This is a genomic window from Deltaproteobacteria bacterium, from assembly GCA_029210625.1.
In the GTDB taxonomy this organism is placed as follows: Bacteria; Myxococcota; Myxococcia; order SLRQ01; family SLRQ01; genus JARGFU01.
This window is the reverse complement of the sequence record JARGFU010000005.1, coordinates 37,515-61,180: the sequence shown is the minus strand read 5'-3', so window position 1 is coordinate 61,180 and position 23,666 is coordinate 37,515. Positions and strand designations below refer to the sequence as shown.

The 23,666-nt window shown below is 73.6% G+C and carries 21 protein-coding genes; 13 read left to right on the top strand and 8 right to left on the bottom strand.

The genetic code is table 11. The features are described 5' to 3' along the window. Window positions 1–10: 10 nt before the first annotated feature. Genes P1V51_06060 through P1V51_06040 form a run of 5 tightly spaced genes read right to left on the bottom strand, consistent with a single transcriptional unit; the run spans window position 11 to window position 7,178 of the window. Window positions 11–1,855 (bottom strand): HEAT repeat domain-containing protein, encoded by a 1,845-nt coding sequence (locus P1V51_06060; protein MDF1562585.1) that lies wholly within the window; start codon window positions 1,853–1,855, stop codon window positions 11–13. Then, window positions 1,852–3,264: a hypothetical protein gene (locus P1V51_06055; GenBank protein MDF1562584.1), complete on the bottom strand. Its 1,413-nt coding sequence runs from the start codon at window positions 3,262–3,264 to the stop codon at window positions 1,852–1,854. The genes P1V51_06060 and P1V51_06055 overlap by 4 nt, the downstream gene beginning before the upstream one ends. A gap of 13 nt (window positions 3,265–3,277) precedes the next feature. Next, window positions 3,278–4,477, bottom strand: coding sequence for an AAA family ATPase (locus P1V51_06050; GenBank protein MDF1562583.1), 1,200 nt, complete (start codon window positions 4,475–4,477; stop codon window positions 3,278–3,280). Window positions 4,478–4,482: 5 nt separating this feature from the next. Beyond that, window positions 4,483–5,664, bottom strand: coding sequence for a hypothetical protein (locus P1V51_06045; GenBank protein ID MDF1562582.1), 1,182 nt, complete (start codon window positions 5,662–5,664; stop codon window positions 4,483–4,485). An 8-nt stretch (window positions 5,665–5,672) separates the two neighbouring features. Then, window positions 5,673–7,178 (bottom strand): hypothetical protein, encoded by a 1,506-nt coding sequence (locus P1V51_06040; protein MDF1562581.1) that lies wholly within the window; start codon window positions 7,176–7,178, stop codon window positions 5,673–5,675. A 146-nt stretch (window positions 7,179–7,324) separates the two neighbouring features. Here P1V51_06040 and P1V51_06035 point away from each other — a divergent pair, with 146 nt between their 5' ends. The 12 genes from P1V51_06035 (at window position 7,325) to sulP (ending at window position 20,721) form a co-directional block, all read left to right on the top strand. Next, a complete protein-coding gene (locus P1V51_06035) occupies window positions 7,325–8,530 on the top strand; it encodes an FHA domain-containing protein (GenBank protein MDF1562580.1) in 1,206 nt (401 codons plus the stop codon). Then, a complete protein-coding gene (locus P1V51_06030) occupies window positions 8,527–9,543 on the top strand; it encodes a serine/threonine-protein kinase (protein ID MDF1562579.1) in 1,017 nt (338 codons plus the stop codon). Before P1V51_06035 ends, P1V51_06030 begins: the two co-directional genes overlap by 4 nt. A gap of 241 nt (window positions 9,544–9,784) precedes the next feature. Continuing rightward, window positions 9,785–10,642: a DUF3108 domain-containing protein gene (locus P1V51_06025; protein MDF1562578.1), complete on the top strand. Its 858-nt coding sequence runs from the start codon at window positions 9,785–9,787 to the stop codon at window positions 10,640–10,642. Between the two features lie 136 nt (window positions 10,643–10,778). Beyond that, the gene (locus P1V51_06020; GenBank protein ID MDF1562577.1) at window positions 10,779–11,876 is read left to right on the top strand and encodes a tetratricopeptide repeat protein; all 1,098 of its coding nucleotides are present in this window, start codon (window positions 10,779–10,781) and stop codon (window positions 11,874–11,876) included. Window positions 11,877–12,005: 129 nt separating this feature from the next. Continuing rightward, window positions 12,006–13,007, top strand: a complete 1,002-nt coding sequence (locus P1V51_06015; protein MDF1562576.1) for a DUF3108 domain-containing protein — start codon at window positions 12,006–12,008, stop codon at window positions 13,005–13,007. Window positions 13,008–13,031: 24 nt separating this feature from the next. Continuing rightward, window positions 13,032–14,126 carry an FAD-dependent oxidoreductase gene (locus P1V51_06010; GenBank protein ID MDF1562575.1) on the top strand — a complete coding sequence of 365 codons (1,095 nt, stop codon included), beginning with the start codon at window positions 13,032–13,034 and terminating at the stop codon, window positions 14,124–14,126. 32 nt (window positions 14,127–14,158) lie between these two features. Continuing rightward, window positions 14,159–15,634: an aspartate aminotransferase family protein gene (locus P1V51_06005; protein ID MDF1562574.1), complete on the top strand. Its 1,476-nt coding sequence runs from the start codon at window positions 14,159–14,161 to the stop codon at window positions 15,632–15,634. A gap of 6 nt (window positions 15,635–15,640) precedes the next feature. Next, window positions 15,641–16,465 (top strand): substrate-binding domain-containing protein, encoded by an 825-nt coding sequence (locus P1V51_06000; protein ID MDF1562573.1) that lies wholly within the window; start codon window positions 15,641–15,643, stop codon window positions 16,463–16,465. 3 nt (window positions 16,466–16,468) lie between these two features. Continuing rightward, window positions 16,469–17,170, top strand: coding sequence for an ABC transporter permease (locus P1V51_05995; protein MDF1562572.1), 702 nt, complete (start codon window positions 16,469–16,471; stop codon window positions 17,168–17,170). Continuing rightward, complete coding sequence (locus P1V51_05990) at window positions 17,167–17,760, top strand: ATP-binding cassette domain-containing protein (GenBank protein ID MDF1562571.1); 594 nt, start codon at window positions 17,167–17,169, stop codon at window positions 17,758–17,760. Before P1V51_05995 ends, P1V51_05990 begins: the two co-directional genes overlap by 4 nt. Further along, a complete protein-coding gene (locus tag P1V51_05985) occupies window positions 17,757–18,965 on the top strand; it encodes a molybdopterin molybdotransferase MoeA (protein ID MDF1562570.1) in 1,209 nt (402 codons plus the stop codon). Before P1V51_05990 ends, P1V51_05985 begins: the two co-directional genes overlap by 4 nt. 70 nt (window positions 18,966–19,035) lie before the next feature. Further along, window positions 19,036–20,721: a sulfate permease gene (gene sulP, locus P1V51_05980; protein MDF1562569.1), complete on the top strand. Its 1,686-nt coding sequence runs from the start codon at window positions 19,036–19,038 to the stop codon at window positions 20,719–20,721. Between the two features lie 28 nt (window positions 20,722–20,749). Here the strand turns inward: sulP and P1V51_05975 are convergent, their stop codons facing one another. Genes P1V51_05975 through P1V51_05965 form a run of 3 tightly spaced genes read right to left on the bottom strand, consistent with a single transcriptional unit; the run spans window position 20,750 to window position 22,943 of the window. Further along, on the bottom strand, window positions 20,750–21,469 hold the full coding sequence (locus P1V51_05975) for a tetratricopeptide repeat protein (protein ID MDF1562568.1): 720 nt from the start codon (window positions 21,467–21,469) through the stop codon (window positions 20,750–20,752). Continuing rightward, window positions 21,466–22,272 carry a hypothetical protein gene (locus tag P1V51_05970; GenBank protein MDF1562567.1) on the bottom strand — a complete coding sequence of 269 codons (807 nt, stop codon included), beginning with the start codon at window positions 22,270–22,272 and terminating at the stop codon, window positions 21,466–21,468. The genes P1V51_05975 and P1V51_05970 overlap by 4 nt, the downstream gene beginning before the upstream one ends. A gap of 35 nt (window positions 22,273–22,307) precedes the next feature. After that, entirely contained in the window at window positions 22,308–22,943 is a 636-nt protein-coding gene (locus tag P1V51_05965) for a hypothetical protein (GenBank protein MDF1562566.1), read from the bottom strand. Window positions 22,944–22,996: 53 nt separating this feature from the next. On the opposite strand from P1V51_05965, the gene P1V51_05960 reads away from it, so the two are divergent. Further along, a complete protein-coding gene (locus tag P1V51_05960) occupies window positions 22,997–23,656 on the top strand; it encodes a hypothetical protein (GenBank protein ID MDF1562565.1) in 660 nt (219 codons plus the stop codon). Window positions 23,657–23,666 lie beyond the last annotated feature (10 nt).

Sequence of the window (23,666 nt, the reverse complement as noted above, 5' to 3'; positions counted from 1 at the left end):
GCCCAGGGCTCTAGACTCCCAGCGGCATCGTCATCTTCCGGGTCTCCACCTGGACGATGATCCGGTCGAGGAAGACCCGGGTGGGTCCGGGGGGCTCCGCCAGCGCGTGGCGCTCGAGGAGGGGGAGATCGTCGTTGCCGGCGTTGGCGGCGATGGCCGTGCGCAGGGCGGTGAGGACCTCGCCGTCGGCGCCCTCCCGCAGGGTGTGGAGCAGGAAGTCCATGGCGTCCCGGCTCGAGGGGTGCGAGAGGCCGGCCGTCCGCCCGAGGGCGAGGATGACCTCCCGGCGCACCGCGTCCTCCGGGTGCTGCCGGTAGAGGCGCAGGAGGGGGGCGAGGGCGCCGGGGAAGACGAGGAAGCGCATGGCCCCGAGGGCCGCCGCCTGCACCTCGGGGGAGGGATCCTCGAGGCAGGCCCCGACCAGCTCCAGGCTCTCCCGGAAGGGCAGGAAGCGCAGGGAGGCGGCCACCACCCGCCGCACCTCGGGGGTGCCGCGCTCGTGGAGCCGAGCGAGGGGCTCGAGGGCGACCGGCGCGCCGAGGCGGCCGAGCTCGGCGGCGAGATCCTGCACCGCCGCCTCGCGCTCCAGGCGGCCGGGATCCTCGGCCACCCGCAGGACGATGAGCAGGCAGCGGCGGCGCACCACGTCCCAGAGGCGCAGGTTCCCCACCGCGGCCGAGACCGGCCCGAGCAGGTCCCGGGCCTCGTCCCGCCGCAGGAGGTCCGAACGCCAGGTGCGGGGGTAGGCGGCGTCGCGGCTGAAGTACCCGCGGAAGGGCCAGGCATCGCGGACGACGCCCTCCTCGGTGGTCTCGTCGTGGAGGGCGCGGTAGCGCTCGACCCGGCTGGAGGGCAGGGAGAGGCGGGAGAGGGCCTCGTAGGTCTGCCTCACCTTCCGCAGATCACCCACGCGGTTGTAGCAGTCCAGCGCGGCCAGGTAGGCGTTCTCGGCGAGCTCGGGGGGCGCGCCCACCTCCCGGTGCTGCACCGCCGCCTCCTCGAAGGCCGCGGCGGCTCGCTGCTGGAAGCTGCCCCCGTAGAGGAGGCCCTTGCGGCGGCAGTAGGCGCTGGCCTCGCGCAGCACCTCGGCGGCGGCCTGGGGCTCGTCCATCGCCAGCGAGGCCTCGGCGAAGTCGTGGTGGTACTGCAGCACGAAGAGGCGCTGGTCGCGCTCGCGCATCAGGCGGATGCAGTTGAGGTACCCCTCGGCGAGGTTCTCGTGGCTGCCGGTCTGGCGCCCCATCTCGACCAGGGCGTTGAAGCAGGCCAGCGCCCGGGCCTGCTGGTGGCCGCGCTCCGCCTCGTCGGCCTCCTCCTCGAGCAGCACGATCGACTCGGAGAGGCGGCCCCGCCAGCGCAGGTCCTGCTGGTGGTGGAGGGCGAGCCCGAGGTTCATCAGGGCCAGGGCGCGCTCGTAGCGATCGGCGGGATCGCCGAAGCGGCGCACGGCCCGCTCCCACGCCGCGATGGCCTGCGGCCAGCGCTCCGCCCGCTCCCAGGCGACCGCCGCGTGGACGTAGGCGTCGATGCCCTCGAAGATCCGCGCGGCGTCGGCGGCGGCCCCCGAGTGTTCCCGGCAGCGGGCGGCCGCCGCGTGCTTGCGGGCCCGGTGGTGGGCGCCGGCCGCGCGCTCCCAGTCCAGCAGGTACTCCCAGCAGGGCCCGGCGATCTGGGGCCGCTCGGCCTGGTCCGCCACCGTGGCCAGGGCCCGCACCCAGTCCTCGTAGCGGCTGCTGGACTCGTGGAGCTCCTGGAGCAGCCCGGTGAGCTGCTCGATCGCCGCCGGGTAGTCCCGGGCCGACACGAGGCGGAGGGCCTCGGCCTCCTTCACCCGCACCTGAGCGTCGCCGTTCATCCGGCGGCCTCCGCGACGGCGTCGACGATCTCGAGGGCGGCCCGGCGGCGGGCGCCCGACTCGGAGAGGTCCTGGCGCTGCACCACCCGGTGCTGGTGGAGCACCGGCAGGTACTCGAGGGTGAGCTGGCTGTCGGGCAGGACGAAGATGCCGTAGAGCCGCGCCACCGAGGCGAGCTGCTCCATCACCGGCAGGGGCACGTGGCACTGCCCGTGCGTGATGAAGTAGACCGCCGCTCCCCTCCCCGCCAGGCGGCGGCGGCGGCGCAGCTCGTGGGTGAGGGCCTTGAAGACCCGGCTGTAGTTGCGGCCGCGCTCGGACTGGAAGCAGAGCAGGTAGGGGATCTGGAAGTTGTGGGCGCTGACCCGCGCGGGCTCGTGGAGCGTGCTGTCGAAGAAGCGCACCTCCACCTCCTCCCCCAGGAGGATCAGCTTCTTCACCAGGGTCAGGGAGAGGCCCCGCCCGAAGATGGCCCGGGCGCCGCGCATCGAGGCGCTGGCGTCGACCAGCACCAGGTGCACGCGCCGCTCGGTCTGCCGGTCGGCCTCGTGTCCGTAGAAGAGCAGCTCCTTCTCGGCCACCTTGTGGGCGAAGATGTCGTCCGGGTAGGCGAGCTCCGAGGGCAGGAGCTGGTCCGGGTTGCCCCGGCGGCTCACGCCGGCCACGCCGTCCATCGCGAAGCGCTGCAGCCCGCGGGTGCGGCGGGTCTCCAGGACCTGGGGCAGCAGCTCGAGGGAGAAGTGGATCACGTCCGCCGCCGAGGGGTCGCCGAGGATCTGGTAGACGTCGAGCGCCGCCGCCGAGCCCACCAGGGAGTCGTCGCCGGCGAAGAGGGAGATCAGCCGCAGGGTGTCGATGTCGATCCGCTCCGCCGCGGTGGTGATCCGGAAGGCGTGCTCGCTGGCGAGGCGCAGGAAGGCCAGCTCGGGCTCGATGCCGTGCTCGGCGCAGAGGTGGGCCGGATCGCCCATCAGGTAGTGCCCCGCGTCCACCGGCAGGTCGGTGAGCAGCCGCGAGATCCCCTCCGCCGGCGGGGCCGCCTCCAGCACCGGCGCGAAGACCCGGGCGATGAGGGCCGCCACCGCCTCGTCGGAGAGCTGCAGCGAGGGGGCCCGCTGCACCATCTCGGTCCGCCCGAGGCGCTGGAGGAGCTCCTCGTAGCGGGCCAGGTGCGGCAGGAGGCCGGGGTCGGCGCCGAGGCCGGCGAGCTCCAGCCCCGCCTGGTTGCGCTCGGTCCGGGCCGGCGCCCCCTCGACCAGCAGGCGGCCGAGGTCGTGGCAGATCAGCAGCGGCAGGTGGTTGCCGATGCGATGCACGAGGTTGTGCCAGCTCGCCGCGCGCAGCACGCCCTCGATGCCGCCCCGGCGGGGCAAGGGAGAGAGGGTCAGTGCGCCGTAGGCCTGTTCCACGGATCGACGGCCTCTAGCGCTGGAAGACCGCCTCCAGCATGCGATCGATCTCGCTCACCAGGGACTCGGCGGTCTCGCCGCCGTGGGAGAGGAGGGCGACCCGGAGGTCCTGCAGGTTGCCGAGCAGGGCGAAGAGCTGCACGTCCGGGAGGGGCTCGCCCCCGGTGAGGCGCTCGCGCAGGGTGGTCAGCTCGCCGGCGAGATCCTCGAGGGAGGCCGCGCCCTGCAGGGGCCGCTCGGCGGGGTTCTCACCGTAGTAGGCCTCGAGCACGGGGCGGATCGCCTCGGCGACGATCTCGCGCTGGTCGAGGTTGTTCCAGGCGTGCTCGAGGATGGCGAAGTCGGCCTCGGTCACCCGCTCGCGCCCGGCGAGCAGCGCGCTGGCGCCGCAGATCTTGAAGAGCTTGATCGCCCGACGATCCGAGAGGCTCACGCCCTCGCTGCGCAGCTGGAAGATGAGGCCCTTGTAGGTGCTCTTCACCGAGGCCTCGGCCCGCATCACCCGCGGCAGCTCGGCCCGCAGGCGACGCAGGTGCTCGGCCTTCAGGACCGGCTGCAGGCGCGGCCGGCCGGCGACGGCCGTCACCCGCTCCTCCTCCAGGTCGAGGCCGGCCTCGAGGAGGCGGTGGAAGTGGTAGCTCTCGAGGTTGTCGGCGTGGACCCGCAGGAGGAATCGGTCGAAGACCGCGTCGAGGGCCTCGTCGTTGGGCACCTCGTTCGAGGCCCCGAAGACCGAGATCAGGGGCACCTCCATCACCTTGCCGCCGCTGGTGTAGGCCCGCTCGTTGAGCACGGTCAGCAGGGTGTTGAGGATCGCCGAGTTAGCCTTGAAGACCTCGTCGAGGAAGACGATTTCGGCCTCGGGCAGCATCCCCTCGGTGCGCCGCTCGTAGCGGCCCTCGCGGAAGGCCGCCATGTCGATGGGGCCGAAGAGCTCGTTGGGCTCGGTGAAGCGGGTGAGGAGGTACTCGAAGTAGTGCGCGTCGCAGAGCTCGGCGAAGGAGCGGATGATGGCGCTCTTGGCGGTCCCGGGGGGCCCGATGACCACGAGGTGCTCGCCGGCGATGGCGGAGATGGCGACCAGCCGGATGATCTCCTCCTTCGCCAGGAAGCGCCGGCTCAGGGTGCGGATGGCCTCCTGGAGGGCGTGGATCTCGATCCCGGGGGCGCCCTCCCCCGCCCCTCCGACGACTTTCGCGCGGTGCTCGACCATGGGGCTCACTCTACACCCGATGGGGGAGGCAGCGCCGGGGCCTCGGTGCCCGGCAGGGCGATGGGCTGCCCGAGGATCGCGGCGAGGACGATCGCCGCCCGCTCCCGGGCCTCCTCGTCCACCGCGCTGCGGGCCACGCGATCGAAGGCCGCCTGCCGCTCGGCCAACCCCTCGCCCAGGTCCTCGTCGGGCGGCAGCCCGGCCGAGCCCGCGGCCTGGCGCAGGGCGAGGATCAGGGCGACGAAGAGGGAGCCGCTCCGGGCCCGCCAGCGGCCCGCCAGATCGGCGACGCTCACCGGCGGCTCCTTGCGGTGGAGCCCCTCCGTGAGGAGGAGGAGGTGCAGGTGGTAGAGGGCGTGGGCGACCAGCAGCACCTCCTCCCGGGGCGCCATCCCCCGCACCCGCACGTGGAGGGCCTGCGCCAGGGCCTCGGCGATCTCCGCGGGGCGGTCCCGATCGACCCAGGCGTAGAGGAGGGAGCGGCAGAGGTCCGGGTGCCCCAGCCAGCGGGCGAGGCCGGCGAGGCGGAAGGCCGGCTGGCCTCGCTCGGGGTGGAGCAGGTCGCTCAGGGGGGAGCGCAGGAGGAGCCGGTCCAGGAGGATGAACTGATCCTCGCTGTCGAGGAGCCCCAGGCCCTCGACCCGGCGGCCGTGCACCCGCACCCGGCGCAGGCGGCGGAAGCGGGTGATGTTCTTCGGGACCGGGCGGCCCCGGAAGCGGTGGGTCGCGAGCCAGGTCTTCACCTCGGAGTCCTGGCGCTCGGCCTCGAAGAGGCGGCCCACCAGGGTGTGGGCGCGCAGGGCCCCCTCCAGGTCCCGGGGGGGCTCCAGCTGCTCCAGGAGCGAGGCGGTGTAGATCGCGCCGCTGGCCTCGCCCCCGGGGCGCGCGTCGATGCGCTCGAGGGCCGGGTGCCCCAGGGCCAGGAGGTTGTAGACCACCACCGCCAGGCGCAGGTCGTCCGGGGTGAAGGCCAGGGAGCCCACCTCGGGCACCAGGCGCAGGGCCAGACGCGCCCGCGCCCGCACGGTGCGATCCGAGACGCCGCTGACCTCGAGGAGGTGGATCGCGGTGCGCACCTCGTGGACGCCCAGCGGCGTCCGCACCGGCGCGGGCGATCCCTCGAGCCACTCCGGGAGGAAGCCCTCCAGGAACTGCCGCGCACCCCGCATGCCGAGGAGGGGACTCATCGCCGGGTTCAGGCCTCCTCGCCCGGCTCGGGGAAGGCGCGCTGCCAGAGGGGGAAGGGCCCGACCCGGGGGTAGACCAGCCTCGGCCGCTTGGGCGCGGTGTCGGGACGGACCAGGGTCGGCCGCGGCTCGGGCGCGTCGAGGAAGCCCCGCCCCAGGAGCTGGAAGCCCGAGGTGATCGAGAGGGGCGGCCCCTCGGGCGTGACGAAGACGACCCGCTGGCCGGGCTCGGCCTCCAGGGCCTCGGTGATCACCTCGGGGGGCACCTGCGGCCGGAAGGTGTGGCCCACCGGCACGTAGACCGAGGGCGCCGCCTCCTGGAGCGGCACGCCGACCGGCAGCTCCTCGACCGGCCCCTGATCCGAGACGATCAGCACCCCCTCCTCCACCGCCACCGCCCGGTAGCGGACCAGGGCCGAGGGGGGCAGGAGGTAGACGAGGTGCCGCAGGAGGGGCAGCTGATCCCGGGGCACGAAGATCGCCGCGATCTCGCCTCGCTGACGGGCCTTCGGCACCAGCCGCAGATCGACCCCCGAGGCCGGCGCCGGGGTAGCGGGCGCCAGGGGTAGCGGGGTCCCGAGCACCGTGGGATCGACCTGATCGGCCAGGGGCGTCCAGGCCGGGGACTCGGGCAGGACCAGCACCGGCCGGTTGCCGCCGCGGAAGAGGTGCATCCCCCTCCCCTCGAAGGCCTGCCCGCAGGCGGCGAGATCGATGGGGTGCACCTGGCCGCGCTCCACCGCGGCGAGCTCGCCCTCCGCGACGAAGACCTCGAAGCCCGGCGTGCGCTGGAGCAGGCCGGCCAGCTGGAGGGAGACCCCCTTCAGCGCGTAGAGGAAGACCTCGGTGCCGTCCTCCTGCTCCATCCGGGCGACCCGGCCCTCGATCCGGGAGCGCCAGAGGGTCCGCTCCAGCGGCCCCCGCAGCCCCCGCCGCACCATGACCAGCAGATCGTCCGCGTCCTGCGGCGGCCGCCTCGAGGGCCGCGGCGGGATCCGCACCAGGAGGGAGCGCAGGGTCAGCGTCTCCTCCAGCCGGTGGAGGCCCTCCGTGATGCGGCCGTAGAGCATCCAGCCCTTCCCGTCACCGTCCGGCGCCTCCTCCTCGTCCTCCCCCTCCCCGGCCTCCCGGGCGCGGGCCAGCCGGTCGACGTCGTAGCCCAGGGGCGAGCGGCGATCGCGGTAGCGGACGAAGTGGTGCTGCTCGCCCACCAACACCTCGCCGCCGTGGAGGCTCGCGACCGCCGAGACCCGATCGATGAGGTGAGGATCCTTCAGCTCGGTGATCACCAGGAAGTCGAGGCCGCCGAGGGCCGAGCGGACCCGGTGGATCGCGAGCCCGGCGAAGAGATCCTCGCTGCGCAGCTCGTTGGAGAGGACCCCCAGCAGCGCGACCACCCGATCGAGGGAGGGCAGGTAGACCGCCACCCGCGGCCCCACCACGATCCCCCGCTCGTCGGTGCGCAGGCCGGGGATGGTGAAGCGGGTCTGTTGTTGGTGGACGGGGACCAGCACCCGCCCAGTCTAGCCAGAAAACGACCTCGCCGATCGGTACACCCGGGAGAAGCCGTGGACGTTCACGTGCACGTCCACGTACACGTCCACGACGCCGTTCGAGATCGGTCGAAACTGGGCTACCTTGGGGACCTGAAGACCTCCCGATGCTCGAATCCCTCAAACGCCTCTTCTCCCCCTCCTACCGCCGAGGCCTAGCCGCCGAGGCGGCCGGCGAGCTGGAGAGCGCCGCCGAGCACTTCGCCCGCGCGGGGATGCCCGCCCTGGTGCTCCGGGTCCGCCTGGCCCACGCGGCCCGGCAGGAGGAGCCGGGGCGGCGCCTGCTCCTCAAGGCCCAGGCCCTCGAGACGGCGGCGGGCTCGGGCCTGGACCCGGCCGAGCTCCGGGAGCCCCGCCTGCGCCTGGCGCGGGAGCTCCTCGAGAAGGGCGAGGCCGAGGATCGCCGGCAGGCCCTCGCCCTGCTGACCGCGGCGGAGGCGTTGGAGGAGGCGGCCGAGCTCCACCTCGAGGACGGAGACTTCGAGCAGGCCCGGAGGCTGCTGGAGCGCGGCCGGCACTTCGAGCGGCTCGAGGCGATCGACCGCGCCGAGGCCGAGCGCCGCTCGCGGGAGAGCCGCCAGAGCGAGGCCGAGGCCGAGGCGCGGGCCTGCGCGCGCCAGGGCCGCCGCCGGGAGGCCGAGGAGCGCTGGCTGGCCCTCGAGCGGGACGAGGCCCTCGATCCCGAGGGCCGCGCCCGGGCCCGGAAGGCCCGGGAGGCCCTGCAGGCGGAGCGCCTCACCGGCCGGGCCCGCCTGCGCGCGGAGGACGGGCGGGTGGTGATCCTGGTGGCGGGGCTGCCCGCGGTGCTCGGACGGGGGGAGGAGAGCCCCCTGCCCCTGGCGGACCCCGGCGTCTCGCGGCGCCACGCCCGCCTGCTGCGGGAGGGAGAGGCCCTCTGGCTGGAGGACCTGGGCAGCCGCAACGGCACCCTGATCGACGGCGTGCCCCTGGCCGGCCGGCTCGAGCTGGGTCCCGAGGGACGCTTCGAGCTGGGTGACGCCGTCCGGATCCGCTGGGAGGTGGGGCCGCCCGCCACGCTCGAGCTCGAGCGCGGCCTCGCCGCCGGCAGCCGCTGCCTCTTCCTGCGCGAGGGCGAGGCCGTGTCCCTCACCCGCCTCTTCCCCGGCACGGGCGGCGAGGCGGTCGAGGATCCGGCCGTCCGCCTGCGCCTGGAGCGGGGGCGCTTCCTCCTGGAGGGCGGCCCCGCCCTGCGGCTCGACCACGAGCCCGTGGAGGGGCCCGGGGCGGTGGAGCTGGCGGACGGCGACGAGCTGGAGTGGCCCGGCCTGCGGGTGAAGGTGAGCCGGACGTGAGCGCCGCAGATCGCGACGGGAAGGTCGCCGCGCACCTCGAGCTGGCGGACGAGGCCCGGGCCCGGGGTGAGCTGGCCCTCGCCCTCTCCCACTACGAGCGCGCCCTGGCCTGGGACCTCGACCACCCCCGGGCGAGCGCCCTGGCCGCCGCCCTCCGGGCCGACCTGGCGCCCGGTCGGCGCGCGCAGGATCCCGGCGAGACCCTCGCCCTGCCCCGGAGCGCCCTGGGGCCCATCGCCAGCCGCTATCGCCTCCTGCGCGAGCTCGGCCGCGGGGGCGCGGGCACGGTCTACCTCGCCGAGGATCTCCACCTCGAGCGGCGGGTGGCGATCAAGGTCCTCCACCGGGCCGCCGCCGGCGCCGATCCCGGACGGGACCTGCCCGAGGCCCGCCTCGTGGGCGCCCTCTCCCACCCCGGGGTCGTGCGGATCCTCGACCTGGACGCCTCGCGGGGGGTGGTGGTGATGGAGCACCTCGCCGGAGGCTCCCTGCGCGACCGGCTCGAGGCCCGGGCCGCCTTCCCGGCGCGGGCCGTGCGCCGGCTGGCCCGGGGGGTGCTCGAGACCCTCGAGGTGGTGCACGGCGCCGGCGTGGTCCACGGCGACCTCAAGCCGGCCAACCTCCTCTTCCGCCACGGCGGTGATCCCCTCGAGAGCGTCGTGGTCGCCGACTTCGGGGTGGCCACCGCCCACGCCTCCACCCCCGCGACGCCGGGGCCGGAGGGCGCCGCCCCCCGGGCGGGCACCCTGGGCTACGCCGCCCCCGAGCTGCAGGCGGGCAACCCCGGCGACGCCCGGGCCGACCTCTACGCCCTGGGCATCCTCCTGCGGGAGTGCCTCCTCGGCGCCTCGCCCTTCGATCGCGCCGCCCTCCTGGCCGGCGAGGCCGCCCCCCTGACACCGCTGCCAGAGGGGACGTCGGAGGAGCTGGCCGCGGCGCTCGAGAGCCTCTGCGCTGCCGCGCCGGGAGACCGCCCGGCCTCGGCCCACGAGGCGCTCGCGCGCTTCGCCTGAGGCCGGGGGGCGGGTCGAGCGAGGGCGGCAACATCCTGAAACAGGATGAACATGATCTCGTACTCATTGAATAAACAACGACTTTTTGTTGCGAGATCAAGGATCACCCAAGGCCCGCCAGGCGCCACCCCGCCAGGTGCCACCCGAATGTCAGACGCGGCGCCCGGACTCTCCCCGGGCTCCTCGTCCGGGGTCTCCATGATCCACGGATCAGGCACGATGCTTGCTGCTGATCCCTTCCATGGCGCGCAAAGTGGACCTCCCGGCCTCGATCCAGGACATTCCTGTCCTGCCAGGTGACGGGAATCCGTCCACTCGCGCCACCGTCTACCTGCTGCCCCTCCTCCCGGTGGCGCTGGCCCTGATCCTCCTGGCCCTCCTCTCCCGCCCGGCTCGCCTCGGCGCCAGCCAGACGGCCTTCGGACCGGGGGAGAGCCTGGTCTACCAGATCCACTACGGGCCGGTCCCCACCGGCACCGCCCGGATCCTCGTGGGCTCGGAAGCCCCCGGGGCCGACACCCGGATCTGGCCCATCGTGGTCCAGGCGCGGACCTCGGAGGGGGTCAGCCGGGTCTTCGAGGTCCGGGACCGCTTCGTGACCCTCTGGGATCCGGTCGAGGCCCGCAGCCACGGCTTCGACTTCCTGGCGCGGGAGGGCGGCGAGCAGCGCTTCACCCGGGCCCGCCTCGATCCCGAGTCCGGTCGGGCGGTGGTCCACGAGCGCCGGGAGAGCGGTTCCCGCACCCGGACGGTGGACGTGGGGCCGACCTCGCACGATCTCGCCTCGGCCATCTTCTGGCTCCGGGGGCGCCCGCTCCTGCCCGGCGACAAGGAGGCCGTGAGGATCTTCACCGGCGCCAAGGCCTGGTCCCTGCGGACGGTGGTCGAGGGCCGCGAGCGCCTCTCGACCTCGCTGGGCGAGCGGGAGGCCGTGCGCGTTCGCTTCGAGACCCAGTTCCGTGGCAAGCTCGCTGCCCGTCGCCAGATCCTGGTGTGGTTCACCGACGATGCCGCTCACGTCCCCGTCCAGATCCAGGCCGAGCTCGTGCTCGGCTCCCTCCGCGCCGAGCTGGCCAGCTACTTCCCTGGCCTGCGCTAGCGCGGCGGCGGCGCTCGCGCTGCTCCTGGCCGGCTGCGACGACCCCCGCAAGAACGCGGGACCGGCGCCCACCCCGCCCCCGCCCGCGTCGGCCGCCGGCACCCCGGCGCCCGCCCCAGCCCTGAAGCCGGTCCTCGTGACCGATCCGCGGCCCCTCTCCGAGCGGCGGCAGGAGGCCCACCGGAACCTCCTCCAGGGCAACACCGAGGTGGGCAAGGCTCAGCTCCGGCACCTCTGGCGGGAGGAGCCGGGCCCCTCCCGCGCCGAGGACGCCGTGCTGCTCATGGCCGCCCTCGCCCGGGAGGGCGCGCTCGAGGAGGGCCTCGCCCTCCTGGCCGAGGGGCAGCAGGCCGCGCTCGGCACCGCCTCCATGGCCGACCTGGCGGCGGCGCTCGCCGCCAACCTGCCCCAGCCCGGGCTCGCGGTGATCCAGATCCAGGGCAAGGTCACCGCGACCCGCTCGGCCGCCCACGCCGCCCTCCTGGCGCGGCTCCACGAGCGGGCCCGGGACGTCCGCCAGGCCATCCCCCTCTGGGAGCTGGCGGCGCGGATGGCCCCCCGGGAGTCGACCTACCAGCGGGAGCTGATGCGCCTCCACGCGGTGACCGCGAACGGCCGCGGCCTGGAGACGGCGCTTCGCAACCTGGTCGAGCTCGAGCCCCGGGACCTCTCGGCCCGGGTGAACCTGGTGCGGACCCTGGCCCGCAACGGCCGCCGCGAGGAGGCCCTCCGGAAGGCCCGCCTGCCGGAGGAGTTCCTGTCCGGCACCGAGGCGGAGATCTCGGCGGGCGAGGTGCTGGTGCGCGCCGGCCTGGGGCCGGAGGCCCGGGCGGTCTTCGAGGCGGTGCTGGAGGAGGATCCGGATCACTGCGAGGCGCGCTACGGCCGGGCCCGGGCGCTGCTGGTGGCCGATCAGGCCGAGGCTGGAGAGAAGGCCCTCCTCGCCCTGGTGAAGGAGAAGGTCGGCGGCCAGCCCTGCCGGGTCGTCGAGGCGGTGCGGGATCTCGCCATCCGGGAGAGCTGGCGGGGTCACTATCCGCGCCTGAAGCGCCTCGCGAAGCAGGGCAAGGGCGCCGACCCCGAGGCGCTGCGCGGCGTGATGCAGTCCCTGGGGCCCGAGCCCCTGCCCGGCCGCTCGGCGAGGCACCCCGCCGCCCACCGCAGGGTCGGACCCTCCCACTACGCCATCGACGGTCCCGCGCTGCCCCACCGGCCGCCGGGCCCCGATGAATGAGACGCGCCCTCCGCCGTCAGGACTGGTCGTGCCGCCCCGCCCGAGCCGGCAGGGGATGGTCCCCTGGGGCGGGTGCGGCGCATCTTTCCCCCCCACGCTCCTGACCCGCTAGACTCGAGATCCACGGCCATGAAGAGTTCGATCCCCCAGCCCCGCCTCGCCGCCCTCGCCCTGGGCCTCCTCGGCCTCGTGGTCCTGCTCGGCGCCCCCGCCGCCGCCGAGGAGCCGGCGCGGGCCACCACCAGCGAGGGGCCCGCCGCCGGCGCGTCGCGCACCGCCGCCCCCCTGCCCACCCTGCCGGGCACCCACCGCCTCTCCATCCCCGAGCACCTCCAGCGCCGCACGCCCGCCGCGGGCAGCCCGAAGCCCCGGCCCGTGCTGCAGCAGTGCGAGGGCGCCCTGCCCCCGCCGGGGGACTACCGCCCGCCCTTCGGCGAGCGCCTGGGCTTCGACCTCGAGGTGATGGGGGTCCGCGCCGGACGCCTGGATCTGCGCTGGAGCCCGGACACCGCCGGCGCCGCCCGGATCGACGTCCTCGCCCAGACCAACACCTTCTTCGAGAACGTCCGCAAGCTGCGGGGCGAGGGCACGAGCTACCTGACCCTGGAGGATCTGCGGCCCACCCGCTACCGGGAGGACGCGGTCGAGGACGCGGTGGCGAAGTGGGCCGACGTGCTCTTCCGCAAGGACCGCGGCGAGGCCCAGATCCACTACGCCTACGGCGCGAAGGAGCGGCGGCTGGCCTTCCCGATGTCCACCGGGCCCCACGACATCCTCAGCGCGATCTTCTACCTGCGCACCCTCGACCTCGCGATCGGCCAGAGCTTCTGCCTCGACGTCTACGGCAACCGCCGCATCTGGCGGATGAAGGGCGCGGTGGAGACCGAGGAGTGGGTGAGCACCCCGGTCGGCAAGTTCAAGACCTGGCGGCTCTCGGGCGTGGCCCAGCGGATCGACATGCCGAGCAGCACCAAGGAGATCCACCTGTGGATCGCCCAGGACGAGCACCGCACGCCGGTCGCCGTCCTCGGAGAGATCGACCTCGGCGCGGTGACCGCCACCCTCTCCAGCGTGAAGCGCCCCGGCGAGCCCGAGCTGAAGCCCGAGGCCCGCACGGGCGGGACCTGGTAGCCCCCGCGGACTAGGGTGTCGGCCATGGACACCCCCGAGCTGATCATCGTCGGCGGAGGCATCGCTGGCTCCGCCGCCGCCCTGCGGGCCGCCCAGAACCACCTGAGGACGATCTGGGTCCTCGGCGACAAGGAGACGCGCCGGCGCAGCCGCGCCGAGTACGTCTACAACGTGGACAACATGATCGGGGTCCACCCCGATCTGGTCCTCGACCAGCTGGACCTGCCCGAGCGCCCCACCCTCCACATCGGCACCCGGGCGATCATCGAGAACGTGAAGAAGCGCCTGGCGCCCTACGCGGACTTCGTCACCCTGGTCGAGGGAGAGGTCACCGCCGCGCGCAAGCGCGACGAGGGCTTCGAGGTGGAGGTCGGCAGCGAGTGGCTGGGCGCCCGCAACCTGATCCTGGCGACGGGCTGCATGGACCGGCAGCCCATCATCGGAAAGGAGAAGGGCGGGAAGATCCGCGAGATGCCCCACTGGGTCTTCCCCTTCGCCAACGCCGAGACGGTGCTCTACTGCATCCGCTGCGAGGGCCACCTCACCCGGGAGGCGCGGGTGGGCATCCTCGGCCACAGCGAGACGGCCGCCCAGGTCGCGCTGATGGTCGCCGAGCGCTACGGCACCTGCCGCTACCTCTTCACCAACGGCCAGCCCTGCGAGGCGCAGGGAGACACCCGCAAGCTCCTCGCCCACCACGGCGTCGAGATCGTCGAGGCGCCGATCCGCGATCTCGAGGCCGGCACCGAGGACGGCAAGACGAAGAAGGGCTTCCTCGCCGCCGTGCACGTCGAGGCGTCGCCGGAGAACCGCCGCTGCCCCGTGGACTTCCTCTTCGTCTCCCTGGGCATCTACCGGATCTACAACGACCTGGCGGTACAGCTCGGCGCGAGCCTGCTGAACGAGGATCGCCCGATCGAGGAGCGCCACGTGCGCATCGACGCCAAGGCCGAGACCGACGTGCGGGGCCTCTTCGCCGTGGGGGACGTGGCCCTGCGCCCGGACGAGCCGGTGATGAAGCAGATCTACACCTCCCAGGAGTACGCCGTCCGGGCGGTGGACAACATCGACCGTCGCCGCCGCTCCCGGCTGCGCCAGGAGATCCTCGCGGGCCCCTGATCAGGCCCGGCCCTTCCGGGTAGAGTGCCCGGATGCAAACGCCTCATCAGCGCCGCCCGATGCCCGCCGCCGGAAGGGACGAGGAGTCCATCCTCGCCGACCTCGTCGCCTACGGCGGAGAGGACCCGAAGTACAAGGACGGGCGGACGATGAGCCTCGTCTACTACCTCGACGAGGGCCACGACGACTTCCTCGCCCAGGCCTGGAAGCTCTACTCCTCGGCCAACGGCCTCAACCCGACGGCCTTCAAGAGCCTCAAGCGCTTCGAGAGCGAGATCATCGAGGCGGTGGCCGAGCTGCACCACGGGGGCCCCGACACCTGCGGGGTGGTGACCTCGGGCGGCACCGAGAGCTGCCTGCTGGCGGTGAAGACCTACCGCGACTACATGCGGGCGAAGAAGCCCTGGCTGCTCTGGCCCGAGATGGTGCTCCCTCGCACCGCCCACGTGGCCTGGCTGAAGGCCTCCGAGTACTTCGGGGTGAAGATCCGCTTCCTGCCCATGGGCAAGGACCACCGGGTCGACCTCTCCCGCCTGAAGAAGCTGATCAACCGCAACACCGTCATGGTGCTGGCCTCGGCCCCCGAGTACCCCCACGGCTTCGTCGAGCCGGTGGAGGAGATGGCGGCCGTCGCCCAGCGCGCCGGAGTTCCCCTGCACGTCGACGCCTGCGTGGGCGGCTTCGTCATGCCCTTCGTGGAGAAGAACGGCCGGCCGGTGCCCCGCTGGGACTACCGGGTCCCGGGGGTCACCTCGATCAGCGCCGACATCCACAAGTACGGCTTCTCCGCCAAGGGCGCCTCGACCATCACCTACCGCTCCATGGAGTACATGAAGCACCAGATGTTCGTGGAGCAGGACTGGCCGGGCGGGGTCTTCGCCTCGCCGGCCCTCCTGGGCACCCGCCCGGGTGGCTCCTACGCGGCGGCCTGGGCGACCCTGCAGCTCTTCGGCGAGGCGGGCTACCGCGACCTGGCCGAGCGGGCGATGAAGGCCGCCGACGGCCTGAAGGCGGGCATCTCGAAGATCGACGGCCTGCAGGTGATCGGCGACCCGCCGAGCCCCCTCTTCTCCTACCGCTCGGTGGACCCCGACCTGAACATCTTCGCCGTGGGGGATCAGATGGCGCAGGCCGGCTGGCACGTCGATCGCCTGCAGTTCCCCGACGCCCTCCACGCGATGATCACCGCCCGCCACCTCGAGGTCGTCGACGCCTACCTCGCCGACCTGAGGGCCGCGGTGGACACCGTGCGGGCGAACCCCGAGCTGGCGAAGTCCGGAACGGCGGCCACCTACGGCCTGATGGCTCACGTGCCCCTGCGCGGCATGGTGAAGAAGCAGGTGCTCGAGCTCTTCTCGGACATGTACCGCCCCGGCGGCAGCGCGATCGAGCTCGAGGGCGGCGAGGCGATCCCCGGCGCCGACGAGGAGGGGCTGGTGGGCACCCTCAAGGGCGCCGCCAACAAGGCGGTCGAGTGGTACGTCGACCGGAAGATGCGCCAGGGCTGAACTCGCGTGCGAAGGCTCCTCACCTCGCTGCTCGTCGGTTTCGCGGCGCTCCTCGGCGCCCTCCTTCCGGCCTGCAAGGCCGAGCCGGCGCGGCTGCGCCTGGCCACGACCACCAGCACCCGGGACTCGGGGCTGCTGGACGCGCTGCTGCCGGTCTTCGAGGCGGAGGCGAGGGCCCGGATCGACGTCATCGCGGTGGGCACGGGCAAGGCGCTGAAGCTCGGCGAGGCCGGCGACGTGGACGTGGTGATGGTCCACGCCCGCGCCGCCGAGGACGCCTTCCTGGCCGCGGGGCACGGGGTCCGCCGCGAGGATCTGATGTGGAACACCTTCGAGCTCCTCGGTCCGCCCGCCGATCCGGCGCAGGTGAAGGACCTGGAGATCGGGCCGGCCCTGCGGAAGATCGCGGAGGCGAAGGCGCTCTTCGTCAGCCGGGGGGACGACAGCGGAACCCACAAGAAGGAGCTCGCCCTCTGGAAGGAGGCCGGGGGTCTCGCGCCCTGGGAGCGCTACCTCGAGACCGGCCAGGGCATGGGCCGCAGCCTGGTGGTCGCCGGTGAGAAGGAGGCCTACGTCCTCTCCGACCGGGCGACCTTCCTCGCCTTCCGGGACAAGGTCGAGCTCGTGCCCCTGGTGACCGGCGGCGCCTCCCTGCGCAACCCCTACGGCGTGATGACCGTGAACCCGGCGAAGCACCCCGACATCGACGCGAAGCTCGCGGACGCCTTCGTCGACTTCCTGATCGCCGAGCGCGCGCAGGTGATCATCCGCGACTTCCAGCGGGAGGGCGAGCGCCTCTTCTTCCCGGCGCGCCTCCCGGCCGGAGACTGACCCTTGGAGCTCTTGTGGGAGGGCCTCTCCGAGGCCACCCGGGTGCTGGTCTCCCTCGACCCCCTGGTGCTCGGCGCGACCTGGCGCTCGCTCTGGGTCTCCTCCCTGGCGGTGCTCCTGGCGACCGGCCTGGGCCTGCCCCTGGGCACCCTCCTCGCCCGCCGCCGCTTCGCCGGGCGCTCGCTGCTCGTCCTGGCCTCGCGGGTGGGCATGGCGACGCCGACGGTCTTCCTCGGGGTCCTGGGCTACGCCCTCTTCTCCCGCCGCGGCCCCCTGGGCGTGGCGGACCTGCTCTACACCCCCTGGGCCATCGTCTTCGGTGAGCTGCTCCTCGCGCTGCCCATCACCATCTCGATCAGCCACGGCGCCGTCGCGGCGCTCGACCCCCGCATCCCTTTCACCGCCCAGACCCTCGGGGCCGGCACCCTCCGGCGCTGGCTGACCTACCTCTCCGAGGCGCGGATCGGCGTGATGCTGGCGGTGCTCACCGCCTTCGCCCGCTGCGTCACCGAGCTGGGCATCGCCATGATGGTGGGCGGCAACATCCGCGGCCACACCCGCACCCTGGCGACCGCGATCGCGCTGGAGACGGGCAAGGGGGAGTTCGGCCGCGGCCTGGCCATGGGGCTCATCCTCCTGCTGGTCGCCCTCGGCGTCACCCTCGCCATCGCCACCCTCGGGCGGCAGAGCCGGGAGCCGGCATGAGCGGGCCGCTGATCCGGATCGAGGGCCTGAGGGTCCAGCGCGAGGGCAAGACCATCTGCGCGGTGCCCGCCCTCGAGGTCGGCGCCGGGGAGCGTTTGGGCCTGGTCGGCCCCAACGGCTCCGGGAAGACCACCCTCCTGAAGGTCCTCGCCGGCCTCGACGAGAGCGCCAACGGGCGCCTCGAGATCGACCTGCCGGTGCGCGAGCGGATCTACGTCCACCAGCAGCCCCTCCTCTTCCGGGGCTCGGTGCTCGCCAACGCCACCTACGGTCTGCGGGCCCGCGGCCTGGGCCGGCGGGAGGCCGAGCGCCTCGCCCGCGAGTGGCTCGAGCGGCTGGGCGTGGCGCACCTGGCCTCCCGGCAGCGGGAGGGGCTCTCCGGCGGGGAGAAGCGGCGCATCGCGCTGGCCCAGGCCCTGGCGCCGGCGCCCCGCCTGCTCCTCCTCGACGAGCCCCTCGCCGATCTCGACGACGAGGGGGCCGCCCGGGTGCTCGAGGCCCTGGCCGGCCTGGAGGAGACCACCCTGATCGCCGCCGCGCCGACGGCCTTGCCCGCGGGCCTCGTCGACCGTATCCACGAGACCGGATGAGCACGACCCCCACCAACGTCTCCCTCGAGGAGATGATCGCCCTCCTCGACGGTGCCCTGGGAGACCACCGCCTCCCCACCCTCACCCTGCCCGTCCGCGGGGCCCTCGGGCGCGTGCTGGCGGCCGAGCAGCACGCCCGCCTCGACCTGCCCCCCTTCGACAAGTCCGCCATGGACGGCTACGCCATCCTCGCCGGGGACGAGGCCGGCGCCCACCGCGTGCTGGGGCGCGTCGCGGCGGGGGACGCCGCCCCGCAGGTGCTCGAGCCCGGCACCACGGTGAAGGTCATGACCGGCGCGCCGGTGCCGGCGGGCGCCGCCCGGGTGGTGATGCAGGAGCACGCCCACGAGGAGGACGGCGCGGTGGTCTTCACGGTGCCCGCCCCCTCCTCCTCCACCAACATCTGCGCGAGGGGCGAGGACCTGCGGCGCGGCGAGCGGGTGCTGGCCGCCGGGCGGCGCCTCGGGCCCCTGGAGGTGGCGAACCTGGTGGCCAGCGGCGTCACCGAGGTCGAGGTGGCGCGGCCCCTGCGCCTCGCCCTCTTCTCCACCGGCGACGAGGTGGTCCGCGATCCCGCCGACCTGACCCCCGGGAAGATCCTCGACACGAACACGCCCCTGCTGGAGGCCCTGGCTCCCCGCTTCGGCCTGGAGCTGGTCCGCAGCGAGCACCTCCCTGACGACCGGGAGGCCACCGCCGCGGGGATCCGCGCCGGGCTGGCCGAGGCCGATCTGGTCACCCTCTCCGGGGGCATCTCCACCGGCGACTTCGACCACGTGCAGGGCGCGCTCTCCGACCTCGGCCTGCGCCTCCTCTTCAGCGGCGTGAAGATCAAGCCGGGCCGCCCCCTCTCTGCCGCCGCCACCGCCGACCACCGCCTGGTCATCGGCCTGCCCGGCAACCCGGTGGCGGTCTTCCTGACCTTCCAGCTCTGCCTGCTCCACGTCGCCCGCCGCCTCTCCGGTGAGGTCGACGCCACGCCGGAGCTCGTCCTGCCCCTGGGCCGCCCCTTCCGCCGCAAGAAGGCCCACCGTCAGGAGTACGTCCCCGCCCGCCTCGACGAGGCCCGCCGCCCGGTGCCCGTCGAGTTCCACGGCTCGGCCCACCTCGCCGCCCTGATGGAGGCCGACGGCTTCTTCGTCGTGCCCCCCGGCCCCGGGCAGCTCGACGAGGGCGCGCCCGTCCGCTTCCTGCCCTTCCGCTAGCGGTTTCCGCTTGCCAGCCTCGGGGCACTGGCGCAGTCTCCGGCGCCTTCCCGCCGGGGTGCGAGCACTCATGCCTGACCAACGCGGAGGCCTCGCTCGCCTCCTTCCCGAATCCATCTCCACCCTCCGCGAGGGCTACGGAGCCCAGCACTTCCTCCACGACCTCGGCGCCGGGCTCATCGTCGGGGTGGTCGCCCTCCCCCTGGCCATCGCCTTCGGCATCGCCTCGGGGGTGAAGCCCGAGCAGGGGCTCGTCACCGCGGTCGTCGCGGGCTTCCTGATCAGCGCGCTCGGCGGGAGCCGGGTGCAGATCGGAGGGCCGACCGGCGCCTTCATCGTCATCGTCTACGGCATCGTGCAGCAGTTCGGCTACGACGGCCTGGTGGTGGCGACCCTGCTCGCCGGGGTGATGCTGGTGCTGCTCGGCCTCTCGGGCCTGGGGGCGATGATCCACTTCGTCCCCTACCCGGTGACGGTGGGCTTCACCGCCGGCATCGCGCTGGTCATCGCCTCCTCGCAGGTGCGCGATCTGCTGGGGCTCTCCATGGAGGCGCCGCCGGCCGACTTCCTGGAGAAGGTGGCCGCCTACGCGGAGCACCTGGGCTCGACCAACCCCTCTGCCCTCCTCCTGGGAGCGGCGACCGTGCTGCTGGTGGTGGGGTGGCCCAGGGTGACCCACAAGGTGCCTGGCTCACTGGTGGCCATCGTGGCCTGCACGGCGCTCGCCCAGCTGGCCGATCTGCCGGTGGAGACGATCGGCAGCCGCTTCGGGGGCGTCCCCACGGCCCTGCCCGTGCCGCACCTGCCCCGGGTCGACTGGGAGACCGTGAGGATGCTCTTCTCCCCGGCCATCGCCATCGCGCTCCTCGCCGCCATCGAGTCGCTCCTCTCGGCGGTGGTGGCGGACGGCATGACCGGCCACCGGCACCGGCCGGACGCGGAGCTCGTCGCCCAGGGCGTGGCCAACATCGGCTCGGCGCTCTTCGGCGGCATCCCGGCCACGGGCGCGATCGCGCGCACGGCCACCAACATCAAGAGCGGCGGCCGCACCCCGGTGGCGGGCATCGTCCACGCCCTCACCCTCCTCGCGATCATGCTCCTCTTCGGCAAGTGGGCCTCCCTCATCCCCATGCCCGTGCTCGCGGGGATCCTGCTGGTGGTGGCCTACAACATGAGCGAGTGGCGGCTCTTCGTGCGGCTCTTCCGGAGCCCGAGGAGCGACATCCTGGTGCTGCTCTCCACCTTCGCGCTGACGGTCCTGGTCGACCTCATCGTCGCGCTCCAGGTGGGGATCGTCCTGGCCGCCTTCCTCTTCATGCGGCGCATGTCGGGGCTGAGCCAGGCCGGCTTCATCACCCGGAGCCTCGCCACCGAGGAGGACTCGGGCCCCAACGCCATCGACCGGCGGGAGGTGCCGCCCGGGGTCGAGGTCTTCGAGATCTACGGCCCCTTCTTCTTCGGCGCGGCCAGCAAGTTCAAGTCGGCCATCGCCCGGGTGGAGTCGCCGCCCCGCGTGCTGATCCTCCGGATGCGGGAGGTCCACGTGATGGACGCCACCGCCTTGCGGGCGCTGGAGGACGTGGTGAAGAACTGCCGGCGGGACGGGATCCACCTGATCCTCTCCGGGGTCCACGCCCAGCCCCTCCTCGTCCTCGAGCGCAGCAGGCTGCTCCAGGACGTCGGCGAGGAGCAGGTCTTCGACAACATCGACGCCGCGCTGGCGCGGGCGCGAGAGCTCCTCGCGCAGGCCGGGTAGGACCCGCCCCCGGCCGCTCCGCCTCGAGTCAGGGGCGGAGGGCCGCCGGATCGATGCGGCGGGCGGGCTCCCGGGAGAGGGCCCGCAGCGCCTCGATGCGCTCCTTGATCACCTCGGGCTGGTGGTAGCCCCGCACGGTCGCGCGCTTCAGGGCCCGCTCGGCGTCCTCGAAGCGCTCGACGCTGGCGTAGGCGATGGCGAGGTTCGAGTGGACCACCGGCAGGCCGTCGTCGAGCTTCGCCGCCCTCTCCAGGTGACGGATGGCCTTGTCGTAGTCCTCCCGGAAGACCGCCAGCGCCCCCAGGCTCGCGTGCAGCTCGGCGTAGTCGGGCTCCAGCGCCAGCGCGGCGAGGTAGTTCCGCTCGGCCTCGTCGTAGTCGCCCTTGAGGCGGTAGGCGACCCCGATGTTGGTCAGGACCGTCGCGCTCTCCGGATCCAGCGCCAGGGCCCGGCGATAGAAGCCGAGGGCCTCGTCGTAGCGGTCGAGCTCGTTGTGGCAGTTGCCGATGGCGGCGAGGAGGTTCACCTGCCCGTCCCGATCGGTGGTGGCCGCCAGGGCCTTCTCGAGGTGCGGGATCGCCTCCTCGAAGCGGCGGGCCTGGAAGAGGCGCACCCCCTCCCGCTCGGCCGCGGCCCCGGCCGCGGGCCCTCGCGCCCCCAGGCCGGCGAGGAAGTCGCAGCCCGGCTGCAGGAGCAGGAAGAGCGCGAGGAGGAGCGGCCTCGCTGCCGTCCGAAAGGGGGTTCTCATTCGACGGGCTCCAAGACGCCCGGCGAGCGGACGGACACCTCCGGGAGCTCCGGCAGGATCGGGGGTGCCCTCCGCACCAGGTGGGCCGCCTCTCCCGCGACCTCCACCTCCCCCTTCTCCCCCTCCGGGCCGGGCTCCCGGGGCGCCTGGGCCGGCGCTGCCTCCTCGGCCCCCAGGAGGGAGCGCATCAGCCTGCCCACCCGCTCGGCGATCACCGCGCGCACCTCTTCCTCCCGCAGGTAGGCCCTCGTCGTGCCGAAGCCCTCGGGCCCCAACCCCCGGCCGAACCAGATCGTGGCGCGCCCCACCGCGCGGTCCCGCCAGAGCAGCTCGCGCTCCGGGCATCCGATCAGGTGCGCCACCAGATCGATCTGCAGCTCGCCCCCCGCGGTCCGCCCCGTCCACGTCGTGTGCGGGACCGCCCACAGCACGGCGTCGGCGGCGCGTGGGGCCACCGCGCGCTCGCAGACCGTGTCGGGCCAGGCCGCATCCAGGAGCGCTCCAGTGGGGAAGGACCAGTGCTCCCCGACCGCCTCGAGCTGCCAGCCAGTCACCGCCAGGCCCCGCAGGAGCTCCTCCCGGACCATCGAGTGCACACACCAGGGCCGGGTCGCCCCCTCTCCCGAGGCCTCCTGGAGGCGAACCGTCTCGAGCTGGGTCGGCACGGGATCGTTGCCGACGACGACCACCACCCGCTCGAGCTCCCCCCGGGCCTGCTCGCCGAGCTCGACCCGGTAGCAGCCCGGGGCCGACGCCACGAGCAGCGCGAGGAGGACGATCTTCGTGGAGGCAGCGAGACGCATGGAAAACCCGGACGCACCGACGAGGATACCAGCCCTCAGGGGGTCGGTGGCGGCAGCGCCCGGCGCTCCCCGCCCGCCAGCGCCCTCCCGGGATCCTCGCGCACGAGGATGAAGTAGGAGCCGAAGGGCTCGCCGCCGCGGATCGCCTTGCCGACCGTGACGTGCTCCGAGGCCCGGCGCATCACGTCGGTCATCCGGTGGTAGACGAAGCGGCTGAAGAGGCGGCCGTTGCTGCGGATCGGAGGCCAGCCCTCGGGCCTCGAGGGAGGCAGCTGCGTATAGTCGATCAGGACCTCCCGCTCGGGGTCTCCCTCCGGGTAGCCGGTGACGACGAAGTACCCGTGCCCGGTGAACCAGGCCCAGGGCTGCACGTTGCGCCCGCCGACGACGCCCTCCTCGCTGCGGTACATCGGCTTCTGGAAGATCCGGAAGAGGGGCAGGCTGTTGACGCCGTGGTGGCGCACGACGCTACCGGCCGGCAGCTCCGCGGGCATCAGGTCCTCGACGCGGAGGGGATCGCCTCCCGCGAGGAGGTCGAAGAGGCGGCCCTGCAGGCGCCGGGGCAGCGCGCGGGTGGCGTGCACCCGCCCCGCGTGGTTCATCCCATCGAGGAGCGACCGGATGGCGGCCCGCTCGGAGGCGCCGGTGAGGACGAGTTCGGTGAGGGACATCGGCGCCTTTCGGGCTGCGGGGGTTCGGCGGGAGGCGGTAGACTCGCTCCGCCATGGAACAATACACGCCTCTGATCTACGTCGGCGCAGGCGTCGGCCTCGTGGTGGTGATCCTCGTCGCCACCCGGATCTACGAGAAGAAGCGCAGGGAGGGCTGGCTCCTGGCCGCGAGGAACCTGGGCTTCGAGTTCCAGGAGGACGCGGCCCCGCTCATGGAGCGCTTCGGCTCCTTCAAGGTCTTCCAGCAGGGCCACAGCCGGAGGGTCCGCTACGCCCTCGTCGGGCGCCACGGCGCGGCCGAGGCCTACCTGATCGACTACCAGTACACGACCGGCGGCGGGAAGCACCAGACGCGCCACCGGCAGACCCTCTGCGTCTTCCGCTCCCCGAAGCTGAAGCTGCCCCACTGCTTCGTACGCCGGCAGAAGGCGCTCTTCGATCTGCTCGGCAAGGCCTTCGGCGGTCAGGACATCGACTTCGACGACGATCGCGAGTTCTCGAAGTCCTTCGTCCTGCAGGGCGTGGACGAGGAGGCCACCCGCGAGGTCTTCGACTGGAACGTCCGCCGCTCCTTCCTCCAGCTGCCCTCCCACGACTTCCAGGTCGAGGTGCTCGGGGGGACGGTGCTCGTGAACCCCGGCCGCTCGATCAAACCCGTGCAGGCCGCGGACCACCTGGACTGGGGCCACTCCATCCTGCGCATCTTCGGCTGAGGCCTGCCCT

What these genes read in the sequence shown, in the direction of transcription:
- P1V51_05965 (MDF1562566.1), bottom strand. Translation starts at nt 22,943, where the DNA reads ATGTCCCTCACCGAACTCGTCCTCACCGGCGCCTCCGAGCGGGCCGCC.
- P1V51_05960 (MDF1562565.1), top strand. Translation starts at nt 22,997, where the DNA reads ATGGAACAATACACGCCTCTGATCTACGTCGGCGCAGGCGTCGGCCTC.
- P1V51_05975 (MDF1562568.1), bottom strand. Translation starts at nt 21,469, where the DNA reads ATGAGAACCCCCTTTCGGACGGCAGCGAGGCCGCTCCTCCTCGCGCTC.
- P1V51_06045 (MDF1562582.1), bottom strand. Translation starts at nt 5,664, where the DNA reads ATGAGTCCCCTCCTCGGCATGCGGGGTGCGCGGCAGTTCCTGGAGGGC.
- P1V51_06005 (MDF1562574.1), top strand. Translation starts at nt 14,159, where the DNA reads ATGCAAACGCCTCATCAGCGCCGCCCGATGCCCGCCGCCGGAAGGGAC.
- sulP (MDF1562569.1), top strand. Translation starts at nt 19,036, where the DNA reads ATGCCTGACCAACGCGGAGGCCTCGCTCGCCTCCTTCCCGAATCCATC.
- P1V51_05970 (MDF1562567.1), bottom strand. Translation starts at nt 22,272, where the DNA reads ATGCGTCTCGCTGCCTCCACGAAGATCGTCCTCCTCGCGCTGCTCGTG.
- P1V51_06025 (MDF1562578.1), top strand. Translation starts at nt 9,785, where the DNA reads ATGGCGCGCAAAGTGGACCTCCCGGCCTCGATCCAGGACATTCCTGTC.
- P1V51_06010 (MDF1562575.1), top strand. Translation starts at nt 13,032, where the DNA reads ATGGACACCCCCGAGCTGATCATCGTCGGCGGAGGCATCGCTGGCTCC.
- P1V51_05985 (MDF1562570.1), top strand. Translation starts at nt 17,757, where the DNA reads ATGAGCACGACCCCCACCAACGTCTCCCTCGAGGAGATGATCGCCCTC.
- P1V51_05990 (MDF1562571.1), top strand. Translation starts at nt 17,167, where the DNA reads ATGAGCGGGCCGCTGATCCGGATCGAGGGCCTGAGGGTCCAGCGCGAG.
- P1V51_06035 (MDF1562580.1), top strand. Translation starts at nt 7,325, where the DNA reads ATGCTCGAATCCCTCAAACGCCTCTTCTCCCCCTCCTACCGCCGAGGC.
- P1V51_06015 (MDF1562576.1), top strand. Translation starts at nt 12,006, where the DNA reads ATGAAGAGTTCGATCCCCCAGCCCCGCCTCGCCGCCCTCGCCCTGGGC.
- P1V51_06060 (MDF1562585.1), bottom strand. Translation starts at nt 1,855, where the DNA reads ATGAACGGCGACGCTCAGGTGCGGGTGAAGGAGGCCGAGGCCCTCCGC.
- P1V51_06050 (MDF1562583.1), bottom strand. Translation starts at nt 4,477, where the DNA reads ATGGTCGAGCACCGCGCGAAAGTCGTCGGAGGGGCGGGGGAGGGCGCC.